The sequence below is a fragment of the Arthrobacter sp. 05N429 genome (assembly GCF_056397045.1).
Genome location: NZ_JBFTMQ010000006.1, coordinates 96,297 through 119,766, shown reverse-complemented (window position 1 = coordinate 119,766; position 23,470 = coordinate 96,297). Strand labels below are relative to the sequence as shown.

General features: G+C 67.4%; 22 protein-coding genes. 11 read left to right on the top strand and 11 right to left on the bottom strand.

The genetic code is table 11. The features are described 5' to 3' along the window. The first annotated feature begins 1 nt into the window (after position 1). Positions 2–484, top strand: coding sequence for a signal peptidase I (lepB, locus tag AC1DF4_RS12485; protein WP_476913190.1), 483 nt, complete (start codon positions 2–4; stop codon positions 482–484). A 328-nt stretch (positions 485–812) separates the two neighbouring features. Here lepB and AC1DF4_RS12480 read toward each other — a convergent pair whose 3' ends face one another. Further along, complete coding sequence (locus tag AC1DF4_RS12480; protein WP_476913189.1) at positions 813–2,255, bottom strand: PhoH family protein; 1,443 nt, start codon at positions 2,253–2,255, stop codon at positions 813–815. A gap of 233 nt (positions 2,256–2,488) precedes the next feature. Continuing rightward, positions 2,489–3,250, bottom strand: a complete 762-nt coding sequence (locus AC1DF4_RS12475) for an isoprenyl transferase (protein ID WP_476913188.1) — start codon at positions 3,248–3,250, stop codon at positions 2,489–2,491. A 152-nt stretch (positions 3,251–3,402) separates the two neighbouring features. Here AC1DF4_RS12475 and trhA point away from each other — a divergent pair, with 152 nt between their 5' ends. Beyond that, complete coding sequence (trhA, locus tag AC1DF4_RS12470; RefSeq protein ID WP_476913187.1) at positions 3,403–4,125, top strand: PAQR family membrane homeostasis protein TrhA; 723 nt, start codon at positions 3,403–3,405, stop codon at positions 4,123–4,125. A 135-nt stretch (positions 4,126–4,260) separates the two neighbouring features. Here the strand turns inward: trhA and AC1DF4_RS12465 are convergent, their stop codons facing one another. Continuing rightward, a complete protein-coding gene (locus AC1DF4_RS12465; protein WP_476913186.1) occupies positions 4,261–4,929 on the bottom strand; it encodes an HAD family hydrolase in 669 nt (222 codons plus the stop codon). Between the two features lie 122 nt (positions 4,930–5,051). Between AC1DF4_RS12465 and AC1DF4_RS12460 the strand changes: the two genes are divergently transcribed. Then, positions 5,052–5,624 carry an alpha/beta fold hydrolase gene (locus AC1DF4_RS12460; protein ID WP_476913185.1) on the top strand — a complete coding sequence of 191 codons (573 nt, stop codon included), beginning with the start codon at positions 5,052–5,054 and terminating at the stop codon, positions 5,622–5,624. A 10-nt stretch (positions 5,625–5,634) separates the two neighbouring features. On the opposite strand, the gene AC1DF4_RS12455 is transcribed toward AC1DF4_RS12460, so the two are convergent. The 3 genes from AC1DF4_RS12455 to mca all read right to left on the bottom strand — a co-directional run bounded on the left by AC1DF4_RS12455 (position 5,635) and on the right by mca (position 9,168). Next, positions 5,635–7,842: a thioredoxin domain-containing protein gene (locus AC1DF4_RS12455; protein WP_476913184.1), complete on the bottom strand. Its 2,208-nt coding sequence runs from the start codon at positions 7,840–7,842 to the stop codon at positions 5,635–5,637. Beyond that, complete coding sequence (locus AC1DF4_RS12450; RefSeq protein ID WP_476913183.1) at positions 7,820–8,152, bottom strand: hypothetical protein; 333 nt, start codon at positions 8,150–8,152, stop codon at positions 7,820–7,822. The genes AC1DF4_RS12455 and AC1DF4_RS12450 overlap by 23 nt, the downstream gene beginning before the upstream one ends. Before the next feature lie 110 nt (positions 8,153–8,262). Continuing rightward, positions 8,263–9,168 carry a mycothiol conjugate amidase Mca gene (gene mca, locus AC1DF4_RS12445; RefSeq protein ID WP_476913182.1) on the bottom strand — a complete coding sequence of 302 codons (906 nt, stop codon included), beginning with the start codon at positions 9,166–9,168 and terminating at the stop codon, positions 8,263–8,265. A gap of 202 nt (positions 9,169–9,370) precedes the next feature. Here mca and AC1DF4_RS12440 point away from each other — a divergent pair, with 202 nt between their 5' ends. Next, on the top strand, positions 9,371–9,748 hold the full coding sequence (locus tag AC1DF4_RS12440; protein ID WP_476913276.1) for a DUF4307 domain-containing protein: 378 nt from the start codon (positions 9,371–9,373) through the stop codon (positions 9,746–9,748). 165 nt (positions 9,749–9,913) lie between these two features. Continuing rightward, on the top strand, positions 9,914–10,408 hold the full coding sequence (gene greA, locus AC1DF4_RS12435) for a transcription elongation factor GreA (RefSeq protein ID WP_346924763.1): 495 nt from the start codon (positions 9,914–9,916) through the stop codon (positions 10,406–10,408). Positions 10,409–10,541: 133 nt separating this feature from the next. Here the strand turns inward: greA and AC1DF4_RS12430 are convergent, their stop codons facing one another. The 4 genes from AC1DF4_RS12430 to AC1DF4_RS12415 all read right to left on the bottom strand — a co-directional run bounded on the left by AC1DF4_RS12430 (position 10,542) and on the right by AC1DF4_RS12415 (position 14,772). Beyond that, a complete protein-coding gene (locus tag AC1DF4_RS12430) occupies positions 10,542–11,165 on the bottom strand; it encodes a rhomboid family intramembrane serine protease (RefSeq protein ID WP_476913181.1) in 624 nt (207 codons plus the stop codon). A gap of 9 nt (positions 11,166–11,174) precedes the next feature. Continuing rightward, a complete protein-coding gene (ilvA, locus tag AC1DF4_RS12425; RefSeq protein ID WP_441405764.1) occupies positions 11,175–12,413 on the bottom strand; it encodes a threonine ammonia-lyase in 1,239 nt (412 codons plus the stop codon). Positions 12,414–12,446: 33 nt separating this feature from the next. Continuing rightward, complete coding sequence (locus AC1DF4_RS12420; RefSeq protein ID WP_476913180.1) at positions 12,447–13,721, bottom strand: AI-2E family transporter; 1,275 nt, start codon at positions 13,719–13,721, stop codon at positions 12,447–12,449. Between the two features lie 61 nt (positions 13,722–13,782). After that, positions 13,783–14,772 carry an aldose 1-epimerase family protein gene (locus AC1DF4_RS12415; RefSeq protein WP_476913179.1) on the bottom strand — a complete coding sequence of 330 codons (990 nt, stop codon included), beginning with the start codon at positions 14,770–14,772 and terminating at the stop codon, positions 13,783–13,785. Between the two features lie 88 nt (positions 14,773–14,860). Here AC1DF4_RS12415 and galK point away from each other — a divergent pair, with 88 nt between their 5' ends. Then, positions 14,861–16,021, top strand: a complete 1,161-nt coding sequence (gene galK / locus AC1DF4_RS12410; protein ID WP_476913178.1) for a galactokinase — start codon at positions 14,861–14,863, stop codon at positions 16,019–16,021. A 20-nt stretch (positions 16,022–16,041) separates the two neighbouring features. Further along, positions 16,042–17,280, top strand: coding sequence for an acetyl-CoA C-acetyltransferase (locus AC1DF4_RS12405; protein WP_476913177.1), 1,239 nt, complete (start codon positions 16,042–16,044; stop codon positions 17,278–17,280). Between the two features lie 109 nt (positions 17,281–17,389). Here the strand turns inward: AC1DF4_RS12405 and AC1DF4_RS12400 are convergent, their stop codons facing one another. Then, positions 17,390–18,313: a Bax inhibitor-1/YccA family protein gene (locus AC1DF4_RS12400; RefSeq protein ID WP_476913176.1), complete on the bottom strand. Its 924-nt coding sequence runs from the start codon at positions 18,311–18,313 to the stop codon at positions 17,390–17,392. 519 nt (positions 18,314–18,832) lie between these two features. Here AC1DF4_RS12400 and AC1DF4_RS12395 point away from each other — a divergent pair. Genes AC1DF4_RS12395 through AC1DF4_RS12380 form a run of 4 tightly spaced genes read left to right on the top strand, consistent with a single transcriptional unit; the run spans position 18,833 to position 22,964 of the window. Beyond that, positions 18,833–20,116, top strand: a complete 1,284-nt coding sequence (locus tag AC1DF4_RS12395; RefSeq protein ID WP_476913175.1) for a branched-chain amino acid ABC transporter permease — start codon at positions 18,833–18,835, stop codon at positions 20,114–20,116. A gap of 9 nt (positions 20,117–20,125) precedes the next feature. Next, entirely contained in the window at positions 20,126–21,094 is a 969-nt protein-coding gene (locus AC1DF4_RS12390; RefSeq protein WP_476913174.1) for a branched-chain amino acid ABC transporter permease, read from the top strand. Further along, positions 21,091–22,194, top strand: a complete 1,104-nt coding sequence (locus AC1DF4_RS12385) for an ABC transporter ATP-binding protein (protein WP_476913173.1) — start codon at positions 21,091–21,093, stop codon at positions 22,192–22,194. Before AC1DF4_RS12390 ends, AC1DF4_RS12385 begins: the two co-directional genes overlap by 4 nt. Next, positions 22,191–22,964, top strand: coding sequence for an ABC transporter ATP-binding protein (locus tag AC1DF4_RS12380; RefSeq protein ID WP_476913172.1), 774 nt, complete (start codon positions 22,191–22,193; stop codon positions 22,962–22,964). The genes AC1DF4_RS12385 and AC1DF4_RS12380 overlap by 4 nt, the downstream gene beginning before the upstream one ends. Positions 22,965–23,470: the final 506 nt, after the last annotated feature.

Sequence of the window (23,470 nt, the reverse complement as noted above, 5' to 3'; positions counted from 1 at the left end):
GGTGCAACGACGCACCGTGGCCGGCGCCGCCCTCTGCCTGGGCGGACTGCTGGCGCTCCGGCTCTGGGTGGTCGAACCGATCACGGTCAGCTCGGACAGCATGGCACCGACCGTCGCGGCCGGCAGCATCGTCTGGCTGAACAAAGCCCTCCCCCGCCTGGCCGGGGTCCAGCCCGGCCAGCTGGTGGTCTTCAACGGACCGGACGACGGCGAGATGCCCAACGAAGCGGTCCTGCTCAAACGCGTGGTGGCAACGGAAGGACAGACCGTCGCCATCCTCGACGGCGTCCTCTACGTGGACGGAACCGCAGCCAAAGAACCCTTCGTCGACCAGCGAACCATCGACGGCGTCTACTTCGGCACCGTAACAGTCCCGGCCGGCCGCCTCTTCGTCCTCGGCGACAACCGAGAATCCTCAGTAGACTCCCGAGACTTCGGCCCCATCCCCATCACAGCAGTCCAAGGCACAGTCCTGGGCCGGTAACCGGACCCAAACCAACAGGACGGCAACGGTGACGGAAGCACCCGCCCGGACCGCGGTTCTAGCGCGAAAGGTGCCGGACGCACCCGCCGGACCGCGGTTCTTCGTGGGTTTCCGCGAAAGGTGACGGAAGCACCCGCCGGACCGCGGTTCTTCGCAAAGGAGCGCATCGCGGCGCATCGGGCCCCGAAGGTCGCCCAGCGACCGCAGCGGGTCCGATGGGCCGTGTCTAAGCGACGGCGAAGGGCCGCGGCCCGGCGAACCCAACCACAGCAGCACGGCGAAGGGCCGCGGCCCGGCAAACCCGACCACGGCCCCGCACCAGGGGAACCTAGATCTCCGCCCCCTCCAGCAGATCCGTCACCAACGCCGCAATCGGCGAGCGCTCGGACCGGGTGAGGGTGACGTGGCCAAAGAGCGGGTGGCCCTTGAGCGTTTCGACGACGGCGGCGACGCCGTCGTGCCGGCCGACCCGGAGGTTGTCACGCTGGGCGACGTCGTGGGTGAGGACGATCTTGGAGTTCTGCCCGATCCGGCTCATGACGGTGAGGAGGACGTTCTTCTCGAGCGACTGGGCCTCGTCCACGATCACGAAGGCGTCATGCAGGGAACGGCCGCGGATGTGGGTCAGCGGCATCACCTCGAGCATGCCGCGGTCCATGACCTCCTCCACGACTTCCTGGCTGACCAGGGCGCCGAGTGTGTCGAAGACGGCCTGCGCCCATGGGTTCATTTTCTCCGCCTCGGAGCCCGGCAGGTAGCCGAGTTCCTGGCCGCCCACGGCGTAGAGCGGCCGGAAAACGATCACCTTGCGGTGTTCCCTGCGCTCCAGGACGGCTTCGAGGCCCGCGCAGAGGGCGAGGGCGGACTTCCCCGTGCCCGCACGCCCGCCGAGGGACACAATGCCCACGGAAGGATCCATCAGCAGGTCGATCGCCAGCCGCTGCTCGGCCGAACGCCCGTGCAGCCCGAACACGTCGCGGTCACCCTTGACGAGGCGGACCTGCTTGTCGGCGCCCACCCGGCCAAGTGCAGACCCCCGCTGGGAGAGGATCACCAGGCCCGTGTTCGTCGGCATCTCGGCTGCCTCCGGAATGAAGACCGGTTCGTGGCCGTAGAGCGTGGAGATTTCCTCCTCGCCGGCGTCGATTTCAGCGACGCCGGTCCATCCCGAGTCCTTGACGAGTTCGTTGCGGTACTCATCAGCCTGTAGCCCCATGGCCGAGGCCTTGACGCGCATCGGGAGGTCCTTGGACACCACCGTGACGTCGCGGCCCTCGTTGGCGAGGTTTTTGGCGACGGCGAGGATCCGGCTGTCGTTGTCCCCGCCGCGGAAGCCGGCCGGGAGCACCTCGGCGGAGATGTGGTTCAGCTCCACCATGAGGGTGCCGCCGTCGTGGCCGAGCGGGATGGGCCGGTCGAGCCCGTCGTGTTCCACCCGCAGGTCATCGAGGAGCCGGAGCGCCTTGCGGGCGAAATAGCCGAGCTCGGGGTCGTGCCGCTTGCCTTCGAGTTCGGTGATGACGACGATCGGCAGGATGACTTCGTGCTCCGCGAACCGCAACAGGGCCCTCGGGTCCGAGAGCAGCACCGAGGTGTCGATCACGAAGCTCCGGGCCGGTTCCGTGCTTGCTGTCCCTTCCCCGGAAACAGCAAGACCGGCTGCGGCGTCACTGGACGCTGCACCGGTCTTTGAGGTGGCTCGCTTGGCGCGAGAGGTAGCTTTCTGTCCCTGGTCGGTCACGACGTCGGGCAGTTGTTCAGAAATAGCCACATCGACTCCAGCCCCGGGACGCATGCCCGGAATTGTTATTGGTGAGGCGGCTCGGCCTGGAGGCCGGACGCGGCCTCCCATACACCCGGTGCGAACGTCCGCTCCATGTACTGGCCTCCCCGATCAGCCGGCGGTTTGCCTGCTGATGGGATTAACGTACGTCCGGGGCATGGCGTTTCCGTGCCAATTTTTCGGCGATTCTTGTTGCCATCGCGTGAACACCTGTTAACGGTTCAGGAGCCGTAGCGGCGCTGCCTGCCGGCGTAGTCGCGGAGGGCCCGGAGGAAATCCACTTTCCGGAACGCCGGCCACAGTGCTTCGCAGAAATAGAACTCGCTGTACGCGCTTTGCCACATCAGGAAGCCGGAGAGCCGCTGCTCCCCGGAAGTGCGGATCACGAGGTCCGGATCGGGCTGGCCGCGGGTGTAGAGGAAGCGTGAGATGTCGTCGACGCTCAGCTCATCGGCCAGTTTCCCGATGTCCGCACCGCGCGCGACGGCGTCGTGCAGCAGTTCGCGGACGGCGTCGACGATTTCGCGGCGTCCGCCGTAGCCGACGGCGACGTTGACATGGAGTTTCTCCCGCGCCGGAGTGCGGGCCGTGAGCCGGTTGAGCCGCGCCGCCAGGTAGTCCGGCAGCAGTTCCGGGGCGCCCATCGCATGGACCGAGATGTCGGCGTCCTCGTCCAGCCGGTCCAGGGTGTTGGCGATGATGCCCATGAGCAGGTCGAGCTCCTCGCCCGAGCGGTTCATGTTGTCCGTGGAGAGCATGTAAAGGGTGACCACTTTGACGCCGAGTTCCTGGCACCAGCCGAGAAACTCGTGGATCTTGTCGGCGCCGGCCTGGTGGCCCTGGCTGGTCGGTGCGTTGAACTGCCGGGCCCAGCGGCGGTTGCCGTCCACCATGACGCCGATGTGCCGGGGGATGCGCTCCGGATCCAGGGACCGCTGGAGCTTGCGCTCGTAGAAGCCATAGAGGAACCCGGGCATTTCCATCCGGAGATTTCACCTGGCTTCCTTGTACGACTGCAGTGCACATCCTAGGCTACCCGCCGGAAGACACGCCAAGGCACAAGGTCGTTGCGATTCCACCTGGAAGACTTTGTTACTAGTGGGTAACTTACTGGACCGTAGGTTATTATTGCGGCATGGAAAGCAACACTTCCGAGCCCCGGCCGGAGCAGCCTGCGGAGCGTGGAACCGGCCCGATCGACGAGGCTGCGGTCCGGCTGGCGGAGCTCCTGATGATCAAGCCGAAGTGGCGGGGCTGGATCCACACGGTGACGGCTCCCCTGGCGCTGGCCGCCGGCCTGGTGCTCGTGCTGCTGGCCCCGACGCCGGACCTGAAGATCGCGTGTGCCGTCTATGCGTTCACCGGGGTCCTGCTGTTCGGCATCAGCGCCATCTACCACCGGGGCAACTGGTCCCCGCGCGTCAAGATCGTGCTGAAGCGGCTGGACCACACGAATATCATGCTGGTGATCGCGGGAAGCTACACGCCGCTGGCCTGGGCGCTCCTGGACCGGCCAAAGGCCGAGCTGCTGTTGTGGGTGATCTGGTCCGGGGCGATCCTCGGCGTATTGTTCCGGCTGCTGTGGACCGACGCCCCGCGCTGGCTCTATGTGCCGATCTACATCGCCCTGGGCTGCGGCGCGTTGTTCTACCTGCCGGATTTCTTCGCAGCCAACGTGGCCTCGGCGGTGCTGATCTGCGTCGGTGGCGCCCTCTACATCACCGGCGCTGTCTTCTACGCGCTGAAGAAGCCGAACATCAGCTACTCACATTTCGGTTTCCACGAGCTGTTCCACGCCCTGACGGTCTTCGCCTTCGCAGCGCACTACATCGCGATTGCAATCGCCGTCCTGAGCTGAAATCCGCGGCTGGTCCCGCCGCCTGCGCGGACTCTCCCCACCTTTCAGACAGCGACGCCGCGACTCACCGGCATTCTGCCCGACACTCCGGGCGCCGACTCCAAAAGTGGGGAATTTCCGGCGTCGACGTCCGGCTCAGGAGGGCGAGGGCCGCCCGGCCCCGATGAGTCCGGGCAGTTGCCGCATGTCGGAGAACACCGTGGTGCCGGGCCCTTCCAGCCGCTCCGCCGGGGTCACCCCGCCGGCGTATGCGAAGACATGCATCCCGGCCGACCGGGCCGCCTGGACGCCGTGGGCGCTGTCTTCGACGACGGCGCACCGCTCCGGTGCGGTGCCGAGCGTCCCGGCGGCGTGCAAGAACAGATCCGGGGCGGGTTTGCCGTTGGCGACTTCCGTCGCGCTGAAGATCCGGCCCTCGAAGCGGTGCCACAGCCCGGTCTGCCCGAGCGTCCGCCGCATCTTGGCATGGGTCCCGCTGGAGGCCACACAGTGCGGGAGCCGGAGCTCATCGAGCGCTTCCACGACGCCATCGACCGCCACGAGGTCGCGCTCGAACGCCGTCCGGTACCAGGGCTCGTACTTCCGGTCCCACCCCTCAGCCAGTTCGACGCCCAGCTGCTCTTCGAGCGTGGCAACGAAGTGGGCCTCGCTCCTGCCGACGAAGCGCTCCACGATTTCGTCCAGTTCCAGTTCCCAGCCGAGGTCGGCCAGCACCCTTTGGTCCACCCGCACTGCGATGACCTCGGAATCGACCAGGACGCCGTCGCAGTCGAAAACCACGAGTTCGAAAGGGTGAGGAGTCATTCCGCCAGTGTAACCAGCCGTTCCCGCGCCTCAACGGCAGAACCCCGAGGGGGTTGAGGCCAGCCGGCTTCGGGTGTTGAGATAGGGCCACACACCGCGACACGGCGCGAAGGAGGACCGCCATGACAATGGCTCGGCAGATCCTGTTCATCCAGGGTGGTGGCGCGGGCACGCACGACGATTGGGACAACAAGCTGGTTGAGAGCCTGTTGCGGGGGCTTGGCGACGGGTACGAGGTCCAGTACCCGCGGATGCCTGACGAAGACGACCCGAATCCGGCTGCGTGGAGCACGGCCATCCGACGTGAGCTGGCGGCCTTGGAGGACGGCGCCGTCGTGGTGGGCCATTCGGTGGGTGCGGCAATCCTCATTAGCGCACTTGCCGGGCAGCCCCCGGGGTGCGCGCTGGCGGCGATAGTGCTGATCGCCGCGCCGTTCGTCGGCGACGGCGGCTGGCCCGCCGACGACTTCGAGTTGCCGAAGGACCTCGGAACGAGGCTTCCGCGCGGGGTGCCGGTTCACGTGTTCCACGGTCTCGGGGACGAGACCGTCCCGCCGTCGCACGCGGACCTGTATGCCGGGGTGATCCCGCAGGCGCTGGTGCACCGGCTGCCCGGCCGCGACCACCAACTGAACAACGATCTGAGCGACGTGGCAAAGGCGATCGGCGCCAGGTCCGGGCCCCCAATGAGTTAGACCCGTTGAGTTAGGCAGAAGTCTGATCGTCCCCCATGCTGCCGAGGCGCTCCCGCACTGCCCGGGCCGAACCCACGGGAAGCCCGCAGACCATGCCGCGGCACAGGAAGACCAGCGGCGATCCGTCCGGGGCCGCCGCCCGGCCGCGCAGCAGGGGCGGCCCCTGCTCGTCCGCATCCGGCTGCAGGGCGATCACCAGCCCAGGGCTCGGCGAGCGCAGCAACTCCAGGTGCAGCGCCGCCCTTTCCGGGGTGTCGGGCCCGACGACGGCGGCCTCCACCGGGCCCGCAAGCGCGGCCTGCGCCGTCGCCAGCAGCCAGCCTGCCGCCCGCGGCGCTCGGGTGGCCAGCGGCGGGAGCAGTGCGAGGATGTTGCCGGCGAGGGCCCGGTATTCGGCTGAGCCGGACAGGGCCGAGAAGGACAGCAGCGCTCCGGCGAAGGCGGCGGCTCCGCTGGGGGTGGCGTCGTCGAACGGATCCAGCGGCGCCCGTCCGCCCTGGGCGTTGGCGAGCTGTGCCGACTCCCCCGCGGAGTCCTGGAGCGTGCCGTCCGTGGCGAAGCGCGCGCAGGCCGCCGCCAGGATGTCCTCGGCCAGCCGGTACCAGCGGGTCCGGCCCGAGGCCGCGTACAGCGCGATCATGCCCTCGGCGCAGAACGCGTAGTCCTCCAGGAGCCCGCCGATCCCCCGCGCCACGCCGTCATGGGACACCCTTACCAGCATGCCGGGGCCGACGTCGGCACCCGGCCGCCAGTGCACCCGCGCCAGGTACTCCGCGATGCGCCCGGCCGCGGCCACGAGCCTGGGCTGGCCCAGAACCGCGCCGGCCTCGGCCAGGGCGGCAACGGCCAGGCCGTTCCAGCCGGCCACCACCTTGTCGTCCCGGGCAGGCTGCGGCCGTCGCGAGCGCCCGGCGAGCAGCACCGGCCGGACCCGCTGCCACAGTTCCGCTTCGCCGGCACTGAGCGCCCGGCCAGGGTGCAGCGGGGAGCCGTCCGCAGTCACAGTGCCGGCGGCTTGGACGTTCATCAGGCGGCCGACGGCCCCGCCGTCGGCCGGTCCCAGCACAGACGCAAGGGCTGCCGGGGTCCACAGGTAGCTGGCACCCTCCGTGTGGACACCGTCCACGACTGTGTCGGCATCGAGGGACGAGGCAAGGGCCTCGGGCAGCTGCCCGTTCCCGGCATCGTCAGCGCCCAGCCCCAGGGATGCCAGCAGCCAGCCAGCGGTGCGGCCGGCGACGTCGGCGGCTTCCGCGGCCGGGTACCCGGGCGTGCCGCCGAGCCGGACCCAGTGGACGTAGACCCGCAGCAGCTGGGCGTTGTCGTAAAGCATTTTCTCGAAGTGCGGCACCGACCAGTCGCGGGTCACGGAGTAGCGGGCGAAGCCGCCGTCGAGCTGGTCGAACAGGGCCGAACGGGACATCGCCGCGAGCGTCCGGCCCGCCAAATCGCGGGCCTGCGCCGGGGTACCGGCGTCGACGGCCGGCGAGGCACCCGCCGCGTGCCGGATCAGGAATTCCAGGACGGCCGACGGCGGGAACTTCGGAGCGCCGCCAAAGCCGCCATAGGCAGTGTCTTCGTCACCGGCCAAGGCCTCCACGGCTTCCCCTGGCAGGTACGGATCGAACGGTTCCGGCACACCGTCCAAGCGGACGGCGGCCCCGGGCCGCGAAGCGGCGAGGCCGCGGGCCAGGGTGTCGGCGTTTTGTTCCACGGCACCGCGGCGTTCCTGCCACGCGTCCGCCACGGCCTCCAGCACCTGGCGGAAGGACGGTCTGCCCGGCAGCGGCCGGGGCGGATAGTAGGTGCCGGCGTAGAAGGCCCGCCCGTCGGGCAGCAGGAAGACGGACATTGGCCAGCCGCCTTCGCCGCTGAGCGCCTGGGTCGCGGCCATGTAGGCCGCGTCGACATCGGGGCGCTCCTCACGGTCCACCTTCACGGCCACGAAGTTGGCGTTCAGGAAGTCCGCGGTGTCCTGGTCTTCGAAGGATTCATGGGCCATGACGTGGCACCAGTGGCACGCCGCATAGCCGATCGAGAGGAAAACCGGTACGCCGCGGGCCGTTGCGGACGCAAACGCTTCGTCACCAAATGGCCGCCAGTGGACTGGGTTTCCGGCATGCTGCCGGAGATAGGCAGAGGGCTCTCCGCCCAAGGCATTGAAGGCCTCGGGTACGTGCGGAGACGAACCGCCGTCAGCGGCTTCCGGGCCCTGCATCACCGTTGACCTCGGGACGGTTGCCGGACTGGCCGGCGGGATCCCCGGCACCGTTGGCCAGCGGAGCGCCGTCGTTGACCGAAGCCTCGGCAGCGGCCGCGCGCTCCTCCTCCACCTGGGCACGGTAGCGGACCCGGCGGATGCGCCGCACCATGTCGACGATCAGGAGGGCCGTCAGCACCACGATAAAAGCGGTCAGGAGGAAGCCCAGCAGGCCGGGCGTCACCTGGTCCTGGGACAGCCCCTCGCGCAGCGACGGCGACGGGGCGGGCGCGGGGGTGGTTGCCAGGGCGATAAGCAAGGAATGCACGGTAAGGACCTTCTATGGGGCTGGATGGCGGCCCGACGGCGGCTGGCCGCGGAACTGCGTTGAACTGGTTCCACAACGTCTTCTACGCGTCATAGAAATGCCGGTTATGTCTATCTTAGCCCGGCGAAGAAGTCCCTTTCGGGCAGCTCCGACGGAACCCGGGACTGGATCAGCGAGTAGTCCTCCCACGGCCATACGCGCCGCTGCATCGCCGGGGAGACCGCGAAGAAGAAGCCTTCAGGGTCCACCTGGGTACGGTGTGCCCGCAGCGCGTCATCACGTGCCTCGAAGAAATCACCGCATTCGATCTGGGTGGTGGTCGGGTGGGTCGGCGCGGGCGGGGTGTGGCCTTCCGCGTCGGCTTCGAGCCAGGCGGCGAGCCGTTCGGCGTACGGCGACTGCAGGCCCGATTCCTCCAGCGCAAAATGCAGGGCACGGAACCGTTCGGGGCTGAACGCGCGGTCGTAATACAGCTTGCTCGGTGCCCAGGCCTCGCCGGTTCCCGGGTAGCGGGCCGGGTCCCCGGCGGCTTCGAAGGCTTCGACGGCGACGCGGTGCGCCATGATGTGGTCCGGGTGCGGATAGCCGCCGTTCTCGTCGTAGCTCAGGATGACCTGGGGCTTAAAGCGGCGGACCAGCCGGACCAGCGGGGCGGCGGCCCGTTCCAGCGGCAGCGTGGCGAAGGAGCCTGCCGGCAGCGGCGGCAGCGGATCGCCTTCCGGAAGCCCGGAATCGACAAAGCCCAGCCACTGCTGGCGGACGCCGAGGACCTTGGCGGCGTGCTCCATCTCAAGCCTGCGCGCGCCGGCCATGTCCCGCTTGGGGTGCGGCATGCCGTCCACCGCAGGGTTCTGGATATCGCCGCGGGAGCCGTCCGTGCAGGTCGCCACCAGGACCTCGACGCCGGCCGCGGCGTAGCTGGCCATCGTGGCGGCGCCCTTGCTGGATTCGTCGTCGGGATGAGCATGGACAGCCAACAGTCGAAGCGGCGCTGACGGGCTGGTGGACGCTGTCATCGTGGGACGGCTCCTCTTTCATCTACGGTTTTCATCTACGGGTACGGATTTTCAGGCAGGTGTATCGGGCCCGAACGGCGGCGCGGCGGCCGCCCCTCCCGATCCACACTAAACTGGACTGGTGACTTCCAAGGATCAGCCTGCCGCGCCTGCCCCGGCATCTCCCAGCCTAGCCAATCGTTACGGCGGCCAAAAGCGAACGCTGAGTGGCAAAACCAAACGCATCATTTTAGTTGGTGCCCTTGTGGCCGGAATGGCCTTTATGGCCTGGATCTCGACGTCGAACGCGACCGGGAGCGTCACTTTCAAGGACATCGGCTACAGCACTCCTGACGCTACCCTGGCCGAAATCGATTTCCAGGTCACCAAGGAACCGGCCACCGCGGCCAAATGTTCGGTCAAAGCGCTGGATTCCAAGTTCGCCGTCGTCGGCTGGAAGGTTCTGGATATCCCCGCCAACGCCGCCGACGCCGGTTCCGACGGCGGACGCACCACAGCCCACCGGGCAACGGTGCGCACCGAGTCCCAGGCCGTGTCCGGTGTCGTGGACAGCTGCTGGATCCCCGACGCCGGCAAATAGCGCCGCGTCAGTAACACGGTGTGATCCACACCGCAGGGTTCTTTGGTTTATCCACAGGATTGACTACAATGGATCAATACCTTTCCCCCGCTGAGCTGGTTGCTGAGTTCCAAAAGTGGCCACCGTGGCGGGGTCTTTGTTTGTTTGACCATAAAGGAGAAGTCCGTGTCTACCACGAACAGCGCAACTGCAGCTTGGCTTACCCAGGAAGCTTTTGACCGCCTGAAGGCAGAGCTGGACCACCTCTCCGGCCCCGGCCGGGCGGAAATCGTTCAGAAGATTGAGGCCGCACGCCAGGAAGGCGACCTCAAGGAGAACGGCGGCTACCACGCGGCCAAAGAGGAGCAGGGCAAGATCGAAGCCCGCATCCGCCAGCTGACCGCGCTGCTCCGGGACGCCCACGTGGGCGAGTCCCCGGCCGACGACGGAATTGTCGAGCCCGGGATGATTGTCGTGGCCAGGATCGCCGGCGACGAGGAGACCTTCCTGCTCGGCTCCCGGGAAATCGCCGGCGACTCGGATCTCGACGTCTTCAGCGAGAAGTCACCCTTGGGTGCTGCCATCGTCGGCCACAAGGAGGGCGACAAGCTCAGCTACACCGCTCCGAACGGCAAGGACATCACGGTGGAGATCATCTCCGCCAAGCCGTACGCCGGCTGACACCTGCTCACTGCAGCGCAACGCACGACGCCGGTCCTCCCCACGCGGGAGGGCCGGCGTCGTTCTTTGTGTCGCTGTCCTTGCGGCGCGGTGTCGCGGTGTCTTGGTCGCGGTGCGCTGCTGGCTTGGTGCGCTACTGGCCGGTGCGCGGTGTTCCGGCCCGCGGCGCGCTAAGGATGAGGGCGGCGATCACCCCGCCGATGGCGCCGCCGAGGTGCGCCTGCCAGGAAACGTAGCCCGCCACCGTGGGCAGGATGCCGAACAGGATCCCGCCGTAGGTCAGGAACAGCACCACGGAGAGCAGGATCTGCCACCAGTTGCGGTTGAAGAAGCCGCGCACCAGCAGGAACGCGAAGAGGCCGAACACCAGCCCGGACGCGCCCACCGTGATGTTGAACCCGCCGATCAGCCACACCACGGCACCGGAGACCAGCCAGCTCAGGGCCAGGGTGATGAAGAACACCCGGCGCCCGGACAGCAGCACCAGGAAGCCGAAGATGATCAACGGCAGCGTGTTGGAGAACAGGTGCGCCAGGTTGGCATGCAGCAGCGGGAACGTCAGGATGTCCAGGAGCCCGTCGGGGCTGCGTGGGCGCAGCCCAAACGTGCCGTTGAGCGAACGGAGCATGAGGGCGTTGATGATCTCAATGACGTACAGCACCAGGACAAACGATCCCACCACGAGCAGTCCCTTGCGGGCGCGCACCGCGGCGGTATCGACGGCGCGCGGCCTGCCGTTCCGGGTGGAGTCGAGCATCCTGTCCCCTTAATGCACCACGATCGGCTGGAAGCCTTCGGCCCGGAGCGCCGCGAGGACCTTCTCGCAGTGTTCGTGGCCCTTGGTCTCCAGGTTCACGGTAATGGACACGTCCCCCATGCTGATGGAGCCACCCACGCGGGTGTGGTCCAGGCCCGTGACGTTGGCGTCGTTCTCGGCGATGATCCGGGCGATCGTCGCCAGCGAGCCGGGACGGTCGTCCAGCATCATGCGCACGGTCATGTACCTGCCCGCGGCGGAGAGGCCCCGCTGGATGACCTTGAGCATCAGCATCGGGTCGATGTTGCCGCCGGAGAGCACCACGGCGACCGTGCCCGGGTTCTCGATCTTGCCTTCCATCAGCGCCGCGACGCCCACCGCCCCGGCAGGCTCAACCACCATCTTGGCGCGTTCCAGCAGGAAGATGAGGGCCCGGGCCAGGGCATCCTCGCTGACAGTGACGACGTCGTCGACGAGTTCCCGGATGATGCTGAAAGGCAGCTGGCCGGGCCGGCCGACGGCGATGCCGTCGGCCATGGTGGAGACACGTTTGAGCGGGACAAGGGCGTCCGCGGCGAGTGAGGGCGGGTAGGCGGCGGCGTTTTCGGCCTGCACGCCGATGATCCGGATCTCCCGGCCCAGCTCTTTGGCGCGGGCCTTGACGGCCACGGCGACGCCGGCGAGGAGCCCGCCGCCGCCGACGCCCATCAGGATGGTGTCGACGTAAGGGACCTGTTCCAGGATCTCCAGACCGACGGTGCCCTGGCCGGCGACGACGTCGACGTCGTCGAAGGGGTGGACGAAGACCGCGCCGGTCTCGTCCGCGTAGCGCTTCGCTTCGGCGAGCGCCTCATCGACGTTGTGGCCGTGCAGGACCACCTCGGCCCCGTGGCTGCGGGTCGCGGCGAGTTTGGGCAGCGCGACGCCCAGTGGCATATAGATCCGGGCCTTGATGCCCAGGCTCTTGGCCGCGACGGCCACACCCTGGGCGTGGTTGCCGGCCGAGGCCGCCACGACTCCGCGCTTCTTCTCGTCCGGGGCGAGCTTGGCCATCCGGACGTAGGCGCCGCGGACCTTGAAGGAGCCGGCCCGCTGCAGGTTCTCGCACTTGAGGAAGACTTCGCCGCCGACCATGCTGCCCAGGGCACGCGAGGATTCAACCGGCGTCCGCGTAATAATCCCGTCGAGCAGCTTCTGCGCCTCCAGGACATCGTCCAGCGTGACGGGCAGGCTCTCAAGGGTGTTCACGAACTAGTCTCCTTCTTCGGATCAGTCTTCGGATCAGGGTGCGGACCCGGTGCCCCGTCCGGCATCGCTGCCTGGGGAACCGTTGTCGGGGGCAGCGCCATCGCTGCGGCCGGAGGTTGCGCCCGGCAGTCGGGCCAGCGCACTTTCATGTTCCCACGTTCTGCCGGCAATGTAGCGAATCGACGAGTTTGCTACGGCGAGGATGGGAACGGAGAACAGGGCTCCGGGAATTCCGGCGAGGTAGGAGCCGGCGGCGACGGCCAGGATGACGGCCACCGGGTGCAGGGAAACCGCCTTTCCCATGACCAGCGGCTGGAGAATGTGGCTCTCCAGTTGCTGGACCAGCAGGACGATCCCCAGCATGATCAGCGCATTGACCCAGCCGTTGGCGACGAGTGCCAGCAGGACGGCGACGGCGCCGGTGACGAGGGCGCCGACGATCGGGATGAAGGAACCAAGGAACACGAGCACACCCAGCGGCAGGGCCAGGGGCACCCCGATGATCGCGGCCCCGACGCCGATCCCGACGGCGTCCACAAAGGCGACGAACATCTGGATCCGGGCGTAGCTCACCATCGAGGCCCAGCCGACGCGGCCGGCTCCGTCGGTGGCGGCACGGGCTTTCCGGGGCAACAGCCGCACGAGGAAGGACCAGATGCGTTCGCCTTCCAGCAGGAAGAAGATGAGGATGAACAGCGCCAGGATCATTCCGGCGGCGAAGTGCCCGGCGGTGCTGCCGAAGGAGAGTGCTCCGCTCAGGATGCTGCTGCTGTTGTTCTGCAGCGCCGCGGTGCCTTCCTTCAGGTACTGGTCGATCTGCGCCGCGGAGAGGTGAAGGGGGCCGTCTGCGAGCCAGGCCTGGATCTTCTGGATCCCGGTCAGCGCTTCGCTCCACAGCTCGGCGAAACCTGCGACGAGCTGCCGGCCAACAAGCGCCAGGGCACCGCCGATCACGCCAATGAAGCCGACAACGGTCATGGCGACGGCGAGCCCGTTGGGAACCCCGTTCCGCCTAAGCCAGTTCTTCACGGGTGCCAGCAGCCCGGCCAGCAGCGCGGCAACCATCACGGGGATCAGCAGGAAACTGACCCTGCTGAGCAGCCACACGAGGGCACCCGCCATGAGAATGATGAGTCCCAGGCGCCAGGACCAGGACGCGGCGATCCGGACGCCATAGGGGATGTCCTGGTCGATCTCCCGGTCCGTGACAATTCGCCCTTGTACCGGAGCGCTGCCAGCGGCGCTCCCAGCGCCAGCGCGGGCAACGTCGGGGTTCTCTCGCGGGGCGGAATCGTCAGCTGGCGTCATAGCCCCATGATTCACCAGCACTCCCCGGATGGGAAACTCGGATGGGAAACCCGGTCCCCGCTCACTGTTCGAGGGACGCGCTGATCCCCCACGTCATGGCGAACCGCTCGCCCGGAGGCAGCCAGCGGAGGCCGTCGCCGCTGTTGAAGGCGTTGGCCGGACCGGTCATGGGCTCGATCGCCACTGCCTTGGTCCTGCCCGGAAACTCCGTGGTGACAAAGACATGGACGTAACTGCAGTACTCGTCCTGCCAGAGGCTCACGCTGCGCCCGTCGGCTGCGCTCAGCGTGTGGCGGGCGATGCCGGCGTCGAACTCCAGGTCCGTGTAGGCGGAATCGAGGTCCAGTTCACCGACCAGCCGCCCGGCACGGAGGTCGAAGTCTCCGCCCACCGGTTCCGTGCCGCGCGGGATCAGGCGCTGGTCCGTCACGAGCCTCGTGCCGGCGCGGACGGTGACAGTGAGTTCCTCGCTCGGCAGCTCCCCCAGCCGGAGGTAGGGGTGGGCGCCGAGGACGAACGGGGCCGGCTCCTGGGAGTCGTTGATGAGCGACTGCCGGACCACAAGGCCCAGGTCTGCGGCCAGTTCGTAGTTCACGCGGTGGCGCAGCAGGAAGGGATAGCCGTGCTGCGGGAACACGGCCGCTTCGAGCGTGACCGAAAACTCGGATTCGTCGACGAGCGCATAGGAGGCGTTGCGCAGCAGCCCGTGACTGGCGTTGTTGCGGGACACCTCGGTGATGTCCAGCTGCTGTTTCTTGCCGTTCAGGTACCAGACGCCGTCCTCCACGCGGTTCGCCCACGGCGCCAGGGTGATGCCGGCGGCGCCCGGCGAAATTACCCCGTCCCCGTAGCTTTCCGTCAGGGCCGTGCCGCCGCGGCTGTACAGCCGCAGCCCGGCGGCCAGTTCGGTGACGACGGCGAGCGCGTCGCCGCGCCGCAGCTCGTACTGCCGGCCCGTGGCGTAGCGCCGGGCTGAGGCGTCCGGGCCGGTGCCATCGGCGGGGCTGTCGCTGTGGGGGGAGTCCGGGAAAGCGGGGGTCTGAACGTCCATGGTCACCACCGTACCCAGCGTCACGCCGCGGCGTATACCGTGGACCCATGACGCGCTTTTCCAGGACCGCCGCCGCTGACGGCACGGCATGACGCTTCCCCTCGATGCCGGGCGGCTGGCGGGCAGGTTCGAGTCCGTCTTCGGCGCGCCGCCGGACGGGGTGTGGCAGGCGCCGGGCCGGGTCAACCTGATCGGCGAGCACACCGACTACAACGAGGGTTTTGTGCTGCCCTTTGCGATCGACCGGACTGCCCGGGTGGCGGTCCGCCTGCGTCCGGACCCCACGATCCGGCTGCTGTCCACCTTCGGCAACCAGGGACTGACCACCGCGGATGCCGGTTCCCTGAGCCGCGGCACCGCGAGGGGATGGACCAAGTATCCGCTGGGTGTCCTGTGGGCGCTGCAGCAGCGCGGACTCGACGTCGGCGGCCTGGACCTGTTGCTGGACTCCGATGTTCCCCGCGGAGCCGGGCTGTCCTCGTCCCACGCCATTGAATGTGCCGTCATCACTGCGGTCAACGAGCTTGCCGGGGCGGGTCTGGGCGCCGCGGACATGGTCCTGGCCACCCAGCGCGCGGAAAACGACTTCGTCGGCGCCCCCACCGGCATTATGGACCAGTCAGCGTCCCTGCGCGGGGCGGCCGGGCACGCGCTCTTCCTCGACTGCCGCGACCAGGGCGTCCGGCTGGTGCCGTTCGACGCCGAGAGCGCCGGCCTGGTCACGCTGGTGATCGACACGAAAGTGTCGCATTCCCACGCCGGCGGCGGCTACGCAGACCGGCGCGCCTCCTGCGAGCTCGGTGCCGAAGTCCTTGGCGTGCGTGCCTTGCGCGACGTCGGGCTTGAGGACCTGGCCGAGGCGGGCGGCCTGCTGGACCCGGTAACGTTCCGCCGGGTCAGGCATGTGGTGACGGAGAATGAGCGGGTCCTGCAGATGGTCGGGGTCCTTGAAAGCACCGGGCCGGAGGCGATCGGTCCCCTGCTGGACGCTTCCCACGCGTCGATGCGGGACGACTTCGAGATTTCCTGCCCCGAGCTGGACCTCGCCGTCGAGACCACTCGCACAGCCGGTGCAATCGGCGCCCGGATGACCGGCGGCGGTTTCGGCGGCTCCGCCATCGCACTCACCCCGGCAGCAGCCGAACAGCAGGTGCGTGCCGCCGTCGGACGCGCGTTCGCGGAGGCCGGATACACCGCGCCGGACATCTTCAGCGTCCGCCCGGCGGCCGGGGCGATGCGGCTGGCATAGGCGGAGCGTAGGCTGGGCGCATGTCAGAAGCGGTCATTGTTTCCACTGCCAGAAGCCCGATCGGACGGGCCTTCAAAGGCTCGCTGAAGGATGAACGGCCCGACGATCTCGCTGCCGCCATGGTGGCCGCAGCACTGGCCCGGATTCCGGCCTTCGACGCGGCGGACGCCACGGGCCGGGGACTGGATGACCTCTACCTGGGCTGCGCCGAGCCCAGCGGCGAAGCCGGTTCCAATATGGCCCGGGTGGTCACCATCCTGGCCGGGCTGGACAACGTCCCTGGCGCCACCATCAACCGTTTCTGCGCCTCGAGCCTGCAGACCCTCCGGATGGCCTTCCACGCCATCAAGGCCGGCGAAGGGCACGCATTCGTCGCAGCCGGGGTGGAGGCCGTGTCCCGCTACCGCGACTGGGCCGGCGCCGGAGAGACGGACTCAAGCACGCACAACCCGCTCTTTGACGCCGCACGGCAGCGTACTGCCGCCAGGGCCGGGTCCAATACCCCGTGGACGGATCCGCGGCTGGGCGGCCGCATGCCGGATATTTACATCGCCATGGGCCAGACGGCGGAGAACGTCGCGACCAGCTTCGGCATCAGCCGGGCGGACCAGGACGCCTGGGCGGTGCTGAGCCAGAATCGCGCCGAAGCAGCTGCCGCGTCCGGTTTCTATGCCCGGGAGATCACGCCCTACACCCGCAAGGACGGCACCGTGATCAGCCGGGACGACTCGCCGCGGGCCGGCGTCACACTGGAAGCGGTCAGCGCCCTGCAGCCGGTCTTCCGCGCCGAGGGCACGGTCACGGCCGGCAACGCCTGCCCGCTGAATGACGGAGCGGCCGCCGTCGTCGTGATGAGCGAGGTCCGGGCACGCGAACTAGGGCTGGATCCGCTGGCACGGATTGTCTCCACAGGCGTCAGTGCCCTCTCCCCCGAACTCATGGGCATGGGTCCGGTGGAGGCGAGCCGCCGGGCCCTGGAGCTTGCCGGGCTGGGGATCCAGGACATCGACCTCGTGGAACTCAACGAGGCCTTCGCGGTGCAGGTCGTCGCCAGCGCCAGGGAACTCGGGATCGATCATGACAAGCTCAACGTCCACGGCGGCGCCATCGCGCTGGGGCACCCCTTCGGCATGACCGGCGCCCGGATGACCACCACCCTGATCAACGGCCTCCGCGAACGTGATGCGACCCTCGGGCTGGCGACGCTGTGCGTCGGCGGCGGCCAGGGCATGGCCGTGGTGTTGGAGCGGCTGGGCTGAGCCGGCCCCGCCGCTGCCGCAAAAGGTGCCCGCATAACGGGAGAAGCCCCGCCATCCGGCAGGGCTTCTCTCGTTTGTCTCCTCGGGCCGCGGCAATCAGCCGCGGCTGCTAGTCGCTGCCGCGGAGGATGGCCAGCAGGCGGATGATCTCAACGTACAGCCATACGAGGGTCACCGTGAGACCGAAGGCCGCGGTCCAGGAGAAGCGCTGCGGGGCGCCGTTGCGGACGCCGGCTTCGATGCTGGTGAAGTCCATGATCAGCGAGAACGCGGCGAGGCCGATTGCCAGCAAGCCGATGAAGACGCCCAGCGGGATGCCGAAGATTTCAACTTCGGTGCGCAGGCCGAACGGGGAATCGACGACGCCGGTCCACATCATGACCATGTTGATCAGCGCGAAGACGGCGTAGCCGATCATGGCGATCATAAAGAAGCGCATGGCCCTAGGCGTGGCCCGGACCTTGCCGCTCCTGAAGAGCACCAGGGTTACGGCGAACACGGAGAGCGTGCCGATCACGGCCTGCAGGCCGACGCCCGGGTACATCCCGTCGAGGATCCGCGTCAGTCCGCCGAGGAAAAGGCCCTCGAGCGCAGCGTAGGCCAGGATCAGGGCCGGCGAGGGCTGCTTCTTGAAGGTGTTGACGAGGGCGAGGACGAAACCGCCCAGCGCGCCGACGATCATCAGCATGTAGGCCAGGCCCTCAGCCACCACGAGGGTGACGGCAGCACCGGCAACGACTGCGCCAAGGCAGGCCGCGGTCTTCATGATGACATCGTCATAGGTCATGCGGCCGGTATCGGCGGGGCCGGCGGCGGGCCGGTTGTACATGTCCTGGAGCTGGTCCTGGCCCATTCCCTGCTGGGCAGGGTTCCAACCGGTCTGGGTCTGGCCATACTGGGCCTGGCCATACTGACCCTGGCCGTGGGTGTTTTGGCCGTAGGGGCCCTGTCCGTAAGCCTGCGGGGCAGGCGGTGCCTGGATTGCTCCACGGAAGTTCTTTCCGTTGAAGACTGGGTTTCCGCCAAGTGCCATTGCGGGTGTCCTCCAAATAGGGGGTGAATGATGAGCCGGTGGTGTGAACCGTCGGTACCCGGTTACAACACGCTACCAATTCCAACAGCCGACGTGCTGTGTTAGTTCCCGGGCGGCTCTCGCCGCAACCCAACCGTGACCTCGGGGCCGCCTTCCCGCACCCCTTTCCTGCAGGGCGTGGACCGACTGTTTAGGCGTACTCCTGATCAACAAAAGTTTACTTTAGGACAGGTAAATCACCCCACCTCGCGGGCTTCACGGTTGTTACCCGATCGCGACGTTCTGCCTGCTCGCGACGGCATTCTTTGACCCGAACGGGCTGTAACATGGGCCAAATAGGGTGACGGACATCACAAGCCCGACCGCTCCACCGCATCGCACCACGCACCACCCCGTCGCCCTGACTGTTCGCAGCGGTTGCAATGGCGCAACCCACACCACCCCCATGTGGAGGTTTTCATTTTGAGAAGCACACCGAGAGGCCTGTCGCAGAGACGGCGCGGCAGACTGCTGAAAGCTGTGGGGGCCGTTTTTGCCGCCGTAGCCGCGCTACTGCTGATCGTCGCGCCGGCATCACAGGCCACGAGCCCCTCTCCGACACCATCCCCGTCGGCAACCACGTTCCAGAACAGCATCAGCGGCTTCCTGCGCGGCGATGACCGCGCGCCGATCGCTGACGTCACCATTACCGCCAAGGGCGGCGACTTCACCGGAACGGCCAAGTCGGGCGCCAACGGCTCCTGGACCATCGGGGTGCCCACCCAGGGAACCTACGAGGTCGAGTTGGATGAATCCACACTCCCGGAAGGCATCAAGCTCGCCGACGGCCAGGAAAACCCCCGCCAGGTCACGTTCAGCCAGACCTCCAACCTCTCGGTGATCTTCGCCTTCGGCGAAGGCATCGTCGTGCAGCAGCAGGACTTCGGCCAGAACCTGATCAACCGTCTGGTGGCCGGCCTGAGCTTCGGGCTTCTGCTCGCCCTCGCCTCCGTGGGGCTCTCGCTGATCTTCGGCACCACCGGGCTGACCAACTTCGCCCATGGTGAGATGGTGACCCTCGGCGCGGTCCTGGTCTTCGCTTTCAACGCCATGAACCTGCCGTTCTGGCTGGCCATCCTGCTTGCCCTCCTCGGCGGTGGTCTATTCGGCTACGTACAGGACGCGGGCCTGTGGAAGCCGTTGCGGCGCCGCGGGACCGGCCTGGTTCCCATGATGATCGTCAGCATCGGCCTCGCCCTGGCTGTCCGGTATGTGATCCAGTTCTTCTTCGGCGGCGCAACCCAGCAGCTGCCGTTCGCGCAGAGCGCGGAGATCCTGATCGGTCCGATCTCCATCTCCCCCAACAACTTGTGGTCCCTCGTGATCAGCGCCGTTGTCATTGCCCTGCTCGGCATCATCCTGCTCAAGACCCGGCTCGGAAAGGCCACCCGCGCGGTCGCCGACAACCCGGCACTGGCGGCTGCCTCCGGCATCGACGTCGACTCCGTGATCCGGATTGTCTGGGTCACCGGCGGCATGCTCGCCTCGCTCGGCGGCATCCTGTGGGCGTACTACCGTCCCGGCGTCACCTTCGATATGGGGTCGCAGATCCTGCTGCTCATCTTCGCCGGCGTCACCCTGGGTGGTCTCGGCACAGTATGGGGTGCCCTGATCGGATCCATCATCGTCGGTATCTTCGTGGAGCTGACCACCGTGTTCGGCCTCGCCGCCGACCTCAAATACGTTGGAGCACTGTTCATCATGATTATTGTCCTTCTGATCCGGCCCCAAGGCATCTTGGGCCGGCGCGAGCGCGTGGGTTAGGAGACAGCCATGGATTTCGGATTCATTTTTTCCAGTGCTGCCGGTGAATTGTTCAGCCCGACGACGGCGGCGTACGCGCTTGCCACCCTCGGCCTGGCGGTTCACTTCGGCTACTCGGGCCTGCTGAACTTCGGCCAGGCCGGCTTCATGGCGGTGGGGGCCTACGGCTTCGCCATCTCTACCCTCACGTTCGGCGTTCCATTCTTCGTGGGCCTGCTGGTCGCGGTGGTCTGCTCGGCCATCTTTGCTTTGCTGCTGGGTATTCCCACCCTCCGGCTCCGGGCCGACTACCTGGCCATCGTGACGATCGCGGCGGCGGAAATCGTGCGCTACATCGTCACGACCAACCAGCTGACCGCCATCACCGGTTCGGCCAACGGCCTGGCCGCATTCGAAGGTGACTTCTACGCCATGAACCCGTTCCCTCCGGGTTCCTACATGGGCATGAACAACCGCGACTTCTTCATCCGGATCGTCGCCTGGGCTGTCGTGGCCCTGTTCTGCACCCTGGTGTGGCTGCTGATGCGCAGCCCCTGGGGACGTGTTCTCAAGGGCATCCGGGAGGACGAAAACGCCGTCCGTTCGCTCGGCAAGAACGTTTACGCCTACAAAATGCAGGCCCTGATCATCGGTGGTGTCCTCGGCGCCCTCGCAGGCATGATCTTCACGCTCCCCCGCGGCGCTGTCCAGCCGGCGAACTACGGCACAGAACTGACGTTCTTCCTCTACACCTGTCTGCTGCTCGGCGGCCTGGGCACGGTGCTGGGGCCGGTCGTCGGCGCCATGATCTTCTGGGTGGTGCTGTCCCTTACTCAAGGCATCCTGTACGGCCTGATCGAATCCGGCACTATCACGTGGCTGAACACAGTCCAGGCCGGCCAGCTGCGCTACATCCTGGTGGGTGTCGCACTGATGCTGCTGATGATCTTCAGGCCCCAGGGTGTCCTCGGCAATAAGAAGGAGCTGGCGTTCGCATGAGCACGCAAAGCGAAGAACCACGGCAGTCGGAAAATCCGGGAAATCCGGGAAACCCGGAGAATATTGACTACATGACGGATACGCGTCCGATCGCCGCCGGGGAGACTGCGCCCGGCTGCAAGAAGCGTGACCCGATCGTGGTGGCGGAGAACGTCACCCGCAGCTTCGGCGGCATCAACGCCGTCGACGTCGAATACCTCGAGATCCCGCGGCACAAGATCACGGCGCTGATCGGCCCCAACGGCGCCGGCAAGACCACCCTGTTCAACCTGCTGACCGGCTTCGACACTCCGAACACCGGCAAGTGGCAGTTCGAGGGCAACAGCCTCGCCGGGGTCTCCTCGTACAAGGTGGCCCGGATGGGCATGGTCCGCACGTTCCAGCTGACCAAGGTCATGGGCAAGCTCACGGTGATGGAGAACATGCGCCTCGGCGCCTCCCACCAGTCCGGCGAGCGGCTCTCCAAGGCACTGTTCAAGGGCATCTGGGGCGGCCAGGAAAAGAAGATCACTGCAGAAGCCAACGTGCTGCTGGAGAAATTCAAGCTGGATGCCAAGAAGGACGACTACGCAGCGTCCCTCTCCGGCGGCCAGCGCAAGCTGCTGGAAATGGCACGCTCGCTGATGGTCCGGCCCAAGCTGGTCATGCTCGACGAGCCGATGGCCGGCGTCAACCCGGCGCTGACGCAGTCACTCCTGGACCACATCAAGAACCTCAAGGCCGAGGGCATGACCGTGCTGTTCGTCGAGCACGACATGCACATGGTCCGGCACATCGCCGACTGGGTCGTGGTCATGGCCGAAGGCAAGATTGTGGCCGAAGGCCCGCCCGGCGAGGTCATGAAGAACCCGGCCGTGATCGACGCCTACCTGGGCGCCCACCACGACGTGGATCTCGGTGACTCGGAAGGCATCAAGGAGCTTGCCGCCGAACTGGTCGCCGATGAGGAATCGATTGTCGGCACCGAAAACGCCGGCATCATTTCGCTCGACGTCGTCGCCGGTGAAACGGACTCGCCCGCTGCCCCGGACACCAGCGGTCCGGCGCGCGGCCGGCGCAGTGCCGAGGAGCCGACCCGCACAGAGAAGGACACAGAATGAGCGCCACCAGCGCGGCAGCCGCCGCAAAGCCCGTGCAGGACCAGGATTCGGTCGTCAAGGTCACCAATCTGGTGGCAGGCTACATCCCGGGCGTCAACATCCTCAACGGCTGCAGCATCGAAGCCCGCAAGGGTGAGCTGATCGGCATCATCGGCCCTAACGGTGCCGGCAAGTCGACGTTGCTGAAGGCGATGTTCGGCCTGGTCAAGGTCCACTCGGGTTCCGTTGTGGTCCGCGGCCAGGACATCACCGGGCTCAAGGCCAACAAGCTGGTCAGCCGCGGCATCGGCTTCGTCCCGCAGAACAACAACGTGTTCGCGGCGCTGACCATCGAGGAGAACCTCCAGATGGGCATGTTCCAGCGGCCGAAGGACTTCTCCGAGCGCTTCGACTTCGTCACCAGCCTGTTCCCGGAACTCGGCAAGCGGCGTGCCCAGCGCGCCGGCTCCCTCTCCGGCGGCGAACGCCAGATGGTGGCGATGGGACGGGCCCTCATGATGGATCCCGCCGTGTTGTTGCTCGACGAGCCGTCCGCGGGCCTCTCCCCTGTCAAGCAGGACGAGACCTTCCTCCGGGTCCACGAGATCAACCGCGCCGGCGTCTCGGTCATCATGGTGGAGCAGAACGCGCGACGCTGCCTGCAGATCTGTGACCGCGGCTATGTCCTGGATCAGGGCAAGGACGCATACACAGGCACGGGCAGGGAGCTCATGAAGGACCCGAAGGTCATCCAGCTGTACCTGGGTACCCTCGCCGACACAGTCGACTAGCGTTTCATCCCCGCAGAAGGGCCGTCACCAGCCGGTGGCGGCCCTTCTGCGTGCCTGGCGCGTTTGGTTCCGGACTAAGCCGCCTGTGGAGGCTCCGGGCGCCTCCGCAGCCACTTGCTCGGCGCCTGCGCTCGTTCCTCCCCGGCGGCCCCTCCCCTCGCAAGCTCGGGCAGGGAACCCTACCACCGTGGGCCCACCAACAACGGCGCTTTCACAAGCACCTGCCTCCGTCGCCCTCAGCGGTTGTCTCACCTGCCGCTCTCCCTCCAGATCGACGACGGCGTCACGCGGCGCAGCCTTTTGGCCAGGTTGCCGGGACACAGAAGCGGATTCCCGGCGTCGGGCCGTCCAAGGCCGGGCGAAAGCCTGCCCTGAGTGACGCCTCCCCCACCGCCCCGCCAGTCCCTGGGAAACGACGACGGCGTCACGCGGCGCAGTCTTTTGGCCGGGTTGCCTGGACGCAGCGCTGGATTCCCGCCGTCGGGCCTTCCAAGGCCGGGCGAAAG

Bases quoted from the DNA above. Each gene is read 5' to 3' on its own strand.
- AC1DF4_RS12380 (WP_476913172.1), top strand. From the start codon at position 22,191: ATGAGCGCCACCAGCGCGGCAGCCGCCGCAAAGCCCGTGCAGGACCAG.
- trhA (WP_476913187.1), top strand. From the start codon at position 3,403: ATGGAAAGCAACACTTCCGAGCCCCGGCCGGAGCAGCCTGCGGAGCGT.
- AC1DF4_RS12475 (WP_476913188.1), bottom strand. From the start codon at position 3,250: ATGGAAATGCCCGGGTTCCTCTATGGCTTCTACGAGCGCAAGCTCCAG.
- AC1DF4_RS12430 (WP_476913181.1), bottom strand. From the start codon at position 11,165: ATGCTCGACTCCACCCGGAACGGCAGGCCGCGCGCCGTCGATACCGCC.
- AC1DF4_RS12465 (WP_476913186.1), bottom strand. From the start codon at position 4,929: ATGACTCCTCACCCTTTCGAACTCGTGGTTTTCGACTGCGACGGCGTC.
- mca (WP_476913182.1), bottom strand. From the start codon at position 9,168: ATGACAGCGTCCACCAGCCCGTCAGCGCCGCTTCGACTGTTGGCTGTC.
- AC1DF4_RS12400 (WP_476913176.1), bottom strand. From the start codon at position 18,313: ATGGCACTTGGCGGAAACCCAGTCTTCAACGGAAAGAACTTCCGTGGA.
- AC1DF4_RS12460 (WP_476913185.1), top strand. From the start codon at position 5,052: ATGACAATGGCTCGGCAGATCCTGTTCATCCAGGGTGGTGGCGCGGGC.
- AC1DF4_RS12385 (WP_476913173.1), top strand. From the start codon at position 21,091: ATGAGCACGCAAAGCGAAGAACCACGGCAGTCGGAAAATCCGGGAAAT.
- AC1DF4_RS12455 (WP_476913184.1), bottom strand. From the start codon at position 7,842: ATGCAGGGCCCGGAAGCCGCTGACGGCGGTTCGTCTCCGCACGTACCC.
- AC1DF4_RS12390 (WP_476913174.1), top strand. From the start codon at position 20,126: ATGGATTTCGGATTCATTTTTTCCAGTGCTGCCGGTGAATTGTTCAGC.
- galK (WP_476913178.1), top strand. From the start codon at position 14,861: ATGACGCTTCCCCTCGATGCCGGGCGGCTGGCGGGCAGGTTCGAGTCC.
- AC1DF4_RS12415 (WP_476913179.1), bottom strand. From the start codon at position 14,772: ATGGACGTTCAGACCCCCGCTTTCCCGGACTCCCCCCACAGCGACAGC.
- AC1DF4_RS12420 (WP_476913180.1), bottom strand. From the start codon at position 13,721: ATGACGCCAGCTGACGATTCCGCCCCGCGAGAGAACCCCGACGTTGCC.
- AC1DF4_RS12405 (WP_476913177.1), top strand. From the start codon at position 16,042: ATGTCAGAAGCGGTCATTGTTTCCACTGCCAGAAGCCCGATCGGACGG.